The sequence below is a fragment of the Gemella haemolysans genome, from assembly GCF_901873445.1.
In the GTDB taxonomy this organism is placed as follows: domain Bacteria; phylum Bacillota; class Bacilli; order Staphylococcales; family Gemellaceae; genus Gemella; species Gemella haemolysans_C.
In genome coordinates this window covers 1-6,904 of the sequence record NZ_CABFLN010000049.1, presented here as the reverse complement: position 1 = coordinate 6,904, position 6,904 = coordinate 1, and the positions used below count along the sequence as shown (strand labels likewise).

Here is a 6,904-nt window from a genome sequence, read left to right as displayed (position 1 = left end):
TCGATTTTACCAGTGAAAGGTTTCAGAGTATCAGAAGTAGGGGCATCGCTTGGAGTGTTGAATTCTACAACATTGCCGTCTTTATCGATGACTACTTTATTCCCATTTTCAGAAAGTTCGTCGATTTTACCAGTGAAAGGTTTAAGAGCATCAGTTGCTGGAGTATCGGCAGGAGTATTGAATTCAGAAACATTGCCGTCTTTATCTATAACAACTTTATTCCCACTTTCAGAAAGACCCTCAACTTTGCCAGTGAAAGGCTTAAGAGCGTCAGTAACAGGAGCTTCATTAGGAACTGAATACTCATATTTTGTACCGTATTCATTTTCTCTTACTTTATTACCATTTTCTGCAACAACTGTATTTCTAATATTTGGGTGCATTATGAACTGATTGTTGTCTTGGAATAATTGTCCCATTTCAAGAAGTATTTTTTCTGAATTATTTTTTGCAGCAAACATAACTCCAAGAGGAAGATTATTTTCACTCTTATAAATAGGTAAAGATATAGCAGGATTTCCTGTTAAGTTAAATAACCATGTAAATGGTGTTCTTCTCATCATTGGTTCCCATTGTTTTACAAGTAGATTGAATCTCTCTTTTGGATCTTTTATTTTATTAATATTATAAAGCTTTTCTTCAATTTCTGGATCTACATAAGGGTCAACTTTTTTATCGTTAGATGGTGCTGTCACAGCATTCGTTGCCATTAAGAATAAATCATATTTTCCATAAAATTCATTCATCTTATTAATATATTCAGATGCAGGTTTAGCAGAAGAAATATCAGTATTAGCAGTTTTTCCTCTAGTTGTAGATGTGCCTAAAGCATAGGTAGCAGGATCTAAATCGCGTTTGTTCTCTTCAGTAGCTACTTTTGCAGGAGCAGTGTATATGCTACCAACAGCACCCATTGTATAGGTTCTAATTCCTTCGTAACCATCGATAGGGAACTCAGTGATTTCGTCAACTGTAAAGCCTTGTTTTTTAAGAAATTCAACAGCTTTAAGAACAGCTTTTTTTCCATCCTCACTTAATTCAACATCTTTTAATGGCGTTTTAAGAGTATAAGCTATTTTTAAAGTTTTTAGGTTTGCAGGAACTTCTATTGGTGTTTTTGGCTTAACAAGTTTAGTTTTATCAAAATACTCTTTAGCATCTTCTATAGTTTTTACGAGAGGGAACTTAGCTCCGTGTCCTGTTGGTTTTAGACCAATTAATCCTGTCCAAGAAGCAGGGATTCGAATAGAGCCACCTATATCACTACCACTTGCGATTGATACCATTCCACTAGCTACAGCACCGGCACTTCCTCCTGAAGAACCACCTGTATTTCGACTTGAATCCCATGGATTACCGGCTGGACCAAATAATTTAGAATCCGTGATATTTCTAGTTCCTAGCTCAGGGTAGTTAGTCTGTCCAAGGATTACAAATCCAAGTTTTTCGAACTCTTTTGCTACAGCGCCACTAAATTTAGATACGTTACCTCTATTAAAAATAACTCCACTAGAAGCATCTCCATCTTTTAGTGAATCTAATCCTTTAATTAATGTAGGAACTCCTAAGAATGGTTGTTCTTCCCAATTTACAGGATTAGCAGCAAGATTACCTGCTTTGATTCTCTCATCTACTTCTTTTGCAGTTCTATATGCTTCCTCAACGATGGCGTTAGGGATTTTTCCATTTTCAGTTGTTAAAACAGCATTTAATTTAGGATTCTCTTCTGCAATAATTTTATATGCTAAATTAACTAGCTCAGTACTTGTTACTTTTTTCTCACGAATTAATTTAGCAAGTTCAAGAGCGCTTTTTTGTTTATATTCTGCTACAGTAAATGGAATTGTAGGTTTAGAAGTTATAGTTTCTTCAGTATTAGAAGAAGAAACCTTATTATTGGCTATATTAGGTTTTACATCTGTAGTTGAAGATGAATTTGTAGCAGTGTTAGAAATTGGGGTTTCAGTAGCTGAAGTTTCTTTGTTGCTGGCTGTATTATTGACAGGAGCAGATACTGTATTACTATTTTCACTAGCGTGAGCTTGGTTGCTATTTGCTAAGACAGGGAATAGTGTAGTAGCTGCAAATGCTGGTATAAGTACATATTTTAAATTTTTCTTTTTCATTTTAAACTCCTAATTTAAAAATAATACGTAAGCTGTTACATGCTTTGTCTACTTAATTATACTCTGATATTCATTATCAAGCAAGAATATAGAATTTAAAAATAGAAAAAAATAAAAGTGTCTTAATATTATCTTTTATTAGATAATATTAAGACACTCTAAATTGCTAATTTTATATAAGATTAGTATCCTTTAAGTGCATCTAGACGAGCTTCAGATTGTCCTTTACCGTCTTTTTTCTCACCTTTGTATACTGCAGATTCCCATGATCCGTACATAGGGTTAGGGAAGATGATGAATTTATCCCCAAATTCAGCTTTTAATTGTTCAAACATTTTATCTCTATCAGCTTCTGATTTAGTTGAGAATTCAGCGAAGTCAACTAAGTTATCCCCAAATAACATAACTAGGTTAGTATGTTTAATAACTTCTTGACGACGTCCTTCTTTAGACTTGTCACCTTCTTTTTTGAACATTAAGTGATCTCGTCCTTGAACTGGAAGACCTTGTGCTTCAAGGTTTTTGATTGTAGCATCTACTTGAGAGTCAGTTCTGTCAGAAACATAGTAAATTTGAACTTTATTTTTATCAGCAAACTGTAAAAATTCTTTTGCTCCAGCTACTGGTGTAGCTTCAGCTTTTTGAACCCACTCATCCCATAATTTAGGATTAAATGCAGTTCCATCTTTAACCATTTTAACTTGGAATGGAATATTACTTAATACTGTTTCATCGATATCTAATACGATAGAATAAGGTTTGCTAGTAGGTTGTTTTAATAATTCTTTTAATTTATTAGTTGCAACATTGTAACCTTGTTGGTATAATGCATCTACTTCAGCAGCATTTTGATACCATAAAGCTCCCATTGTATTTTCGCGAGATCTAAGTTGATCGTAAGTAAGAGTTATCTTGTTATCTCCACTCTTATTTTCTTCTTTTTTTTCTTCAGTTTTTTGTGCGCATCCTGTTGCAAGAACAACAGTAGCTAAAACTGATGAAATAGTCATAACAAGTTTTTTATTTTTCATAATAATATAAGCTCCTTTTGTTATTTATAGTATTTAGTATAAAATAAATATCTTAAAAATTCAATATGAAATTATTTTTAAAAAATTTATAAAATAAATATTTTAACAAAGTATTTTAAATCCCCTTAAGGAAACGCTTTATGAAATGATAAGAAAATAAAATTTATATTATTATTTATTGAGAGCTAATAAAGTGTGTATTTAAATATTGGCATTACCATGGAGTTGAGAAAGTTATGGGGGAAATTTTTTTCAAAGAGTTCTTAAAATAATGAATTCTAGTAAGTTGTTGTTGGATATAGCTTAGAATAATAAAGTAACTATGTGAATTGCATGTAGTAGAGTGATAGCTATTTTTAGATATAAATTTTAGTTATCATCAATTTTTCTGTTTTAACTTATATCCAGTTTGAATTTCAAAAGAATTTTTCAAAAATGTAGAAAAGTAATGTTGAAATTATTTTAAAAATAAAAAAATAATAGATTAATAATAAACTGTTAGATGGGAGGGGATATATGATTAATTATTTCTTATATTCCTATGCTACTAGGTTAGAATAAAATTTCAAGTTGGCAAGTTGTATAGACAGAGAAAGAGGAATTCAATAAAAAAATTGAAAAATTTTAATTATATTTTAATTCAATTTTATATACTATTTATCAATAGAAAACTCTGGAGATGTTCAGAAGAACTATTCTATTTCTTGGAAATGTTTCAATTTGCATATTATACATCATTTATCTGGAATTTGCTGGACGTATAATAAGTAATTTGGTATAATTGTAATTATATTATTTATTATGAAATAATATTTCTTTTTAAGGATGATGTATAATCAAATTATATTTTATTTAAAACTTTTAGAATACAGTGATTACATATTATTATTATTATTATTATTATGGGTGCGACGTGTAGTAATAAATATGGTAATTTAAAGAAAAAATGTAAAAAGTACTTATTTTAGCTTTATGCTAGTTTAATATTCAAGGAAAATAAGGAGATTAATATAAAGTGATAGGAAAAAATAATTATTATTTAAAAAATACAAAAAAGGGTACAAAAGTAGAGTCATACTCAATAAAGAAATTTAAAGTAGGTGCTGCGTCTGTAGTAATAGGTGCGAGTATCTTTTTTGGTGCTGGAGCAGTAGCTCAAGCTAGTGAATCTGTTTCAAACAACACAGCAACAGATAAATCATTAGGAACAGACAATAAACTAGAAGTCGCACCAAAAGCACAAGCCAAACCAGTAGTAGAAAACACTAGAGAGAGTGTAGCAGCCGCAGTAGATTTAAAACTAGAGAATTCAGAGAAAGAAACTCTAAATAAAACAGCCTTAACAAAATTAATTGAAGAAATTGATGGGAAATTTACTAACGGGAAATATGCTTCTAAAACAGAAGATAGTGTGAACAAATTAAAAATAGCTTTAGAAGAAGCAAGAATAGTTTTAAATAATGCAAAAACACAAGCTGAATTATCACAAGCACAAGCTAAGTTAGTTACAGCAACAACAAAATTACAAACAAAACCAGAAGAGAAAAAAGAAGCACCAGCAGTAGATACGACAAATGGAAAACCTACTGTAGGTAAAAAAGCAACAAACACTGAGAAAGTAGCAGATACGAATTCAATCGCAAACTCAGGTTCTAGAGATGAACGTCATGGAAAAGCATTGGATAGAAGTAATCCATTCCGTACAGATGCAACTACAACGGATACACATGCTAATAATGAAGCAGGTGTTAGTATTATAAATGGTAACTTTGAAGAAGGAACAGTTAAACCTACAGGTGATGAAAAAATTGTAACGAATGATGCGAGTAATGTTGTTGGATGGCATGTTGTTGATTCTAAACAAACTGAAATTCCAATTGCTGATGTAAGAAAGAAAATGAAATGGGTTTCAGTAGGTTCTGTAGACGGAAATCATCCTTATGGTGTTGTAATGGCGGGATATAGAAGTCTTAAGACAGGGGCGAATCCTGGTACGGATCGAGTAGATACAATAGGAAAAATCTATCAAGATATTAATGTTACTCCCGGATCAGAAGTTTTAGTAAAATACCGTACATCGAGCTTCGGGAATGGTGCAGGATGGTCTACTGTTAAAATGACAGTGAAGAACCCAGATACTGGAGAAGTATATTATAGTGGACAACCTGATAGAGTAGCTGGTTTTTCTGATGGATTAGCTTTTATTAATGTTCCAAAAAATGTTAATAAAATTAGATTGGAATTTGAAGATGCTGATAATTTTACACATAGTTATCAAGGATATGATGATTCGTTTATATCAAAAGACGGAACAAAATTATATCCTGGTGGTGTTTTAAGTAATGTTAGGGTAAATACCGGTGCCTATGTTGTTGCTAAAGAAAATCAAACAAAATATGAAGTAACATCTACAACTAATAACGCTAGTACAACAAGTAAAGAGATAACAGTTAAGGTTGAAAATAAAGGTTGGGAATCTACCGACCGTGGAGTTAAATATAAAGTGGATCTTCCTCAAGGAGTCACTGCTACGTATAATGGTAAAACGTATAGTGGAACAATGGAAATTGATTTGGGTAGTATTGGCGATAGAAATAGCACAGGGAAAGAAAAAACGTTTAAATATACACTTAATATTCCAGCAGATGCACCAAGCATCACGAATTTAGTAGGTAAAGTAGAATATAAAACATGGCAAAATAGTCAAGCTGTACCATATGGAGAAACGAAAACAGGAGTTGTTCCAATTCCAGATCAAAATGTGGAATTAAAAATGTTTAAAACGGAATTGGAAACAGCTGTTGCTGGAGCAGCTAATTTAAATCAGAACGAATATACTCCAGATTCATGGAAAAAATTTCAGGATGAAATTACAAGAGCAAGAGAAATTCTAAATGAAGAACAGAATAATGTTCCTGTTAATCAACGCAAAAACCAAAGTGAGATTAACAATCAAGTTAGTTTATTAAGAGCAAAACAAAATAGTTTAACGGTTGCAGCTACGACGACGGAAAAAAATAATTTATCAGCCAAAGTAGATGAGTTAACAAAGGCATCAACAGAAAACAAAACACCAAAGAGTATTGGTGAATATAATAAAGAGTTTAAAAAGTTTGAACAAGATTTCAATTCGATAAAAACAGAAGTATCCCAAATTATAGCTAAAGGGAATAACGCCACTAGAGCAGAGGTTGATGCGGCATTAAGCAAGGTAGCCGAAATAAAAAGAAAATTAGATACAGCTGCAGGGTTGTTAGTTGATAAAGGAAACAAAACAGAGTTAGAAAGAGTAGTAGGAGAAGAATCTACTGTTAAAGGAAACTTTAAATATTATAATGCAGATAAAATGAAAAGGGATGCGTATGATTTAGCGATTACGAAAGGAAATACTGTAATAAACGATGACAATGCGACACAAGACCAAGTAGATGCAGCCTTAAGAGCGATCACAGAAGCTAAAGCAGCATTAAATGGAGCAGCAACAAATAAAGAAGCATTACGAGAAGCATCAACAACAGATGCCGAAAGAACAAAAACAACGGATGCGAAGTACTACAACGAAAAAGATCAAGCGAAGAAACAAGCATACGACAACGCAGTATCAGCAGCCGCAGGAGTGCTATCAAATGACAATGCGACGCAAGCCCAAGTAGATGCAGCCTTAAGAGCGATCACAGAAGCTAAAGCAGCATTAAATGGAGCAGCGACAGACAAAGAAGCATTACGAGAAGCATCAACAACAGATGC

3 protein-coding genes are annotated in these 6,904 nt (G+C 32.4%); 1 reads left to right on the top strand and 2 read right to left on the bottom strand.

The genetic code is table 11. The annotated features are described in order from the left end of the window. Both JX287_RS06420 and JX287_RS06415 read right to left on the bottom strand, forming a co-directional pair. On the bottom strand, positions 1-2,126 hold a 2,126-nt coding region (locus JX287_RS06420; RefSeq protein ID WP_239650351.1), incomplete at its 3' end, for an amidase family protein. Positions 2,127-2,308: 182 nt separating this feature from the next. Then, positions 2,309-3,157 (bottom strand): 5'-nucleotidase, lipoprotein e(P4) family, encoded by an 849-nt coding sequence (locus JX287_RS06415; RefSeq protein ID WP_204643795.1) that lies wholly within the window; start codon positions 3,155-3,157, stop codon positions 2,309-2,311. Positions 3,158-4,172: 1,015 nt separating this feature from the next. Between JX287_RS06415 and JX287_RS06410 the strand changes: the two genes are divergently transcribed. Beyond that, positions 4,173-6,904: SasC/FmtB family protein (locus JX287_RS06410; RefSeq protein ID WP_204643784.1), on the top strand; the 2,732-nt coding region annotated here is incomplete at its 3' end.

Coding starts and splice junctions, on each gene's coding strand:
- JX287_RS06415 (WP_204643795.1), bottom strand. CDS start 3,157: ATGAAAAATAAAAAACTTGTTATGACTATTTCATCAGTTTTAGCTACT.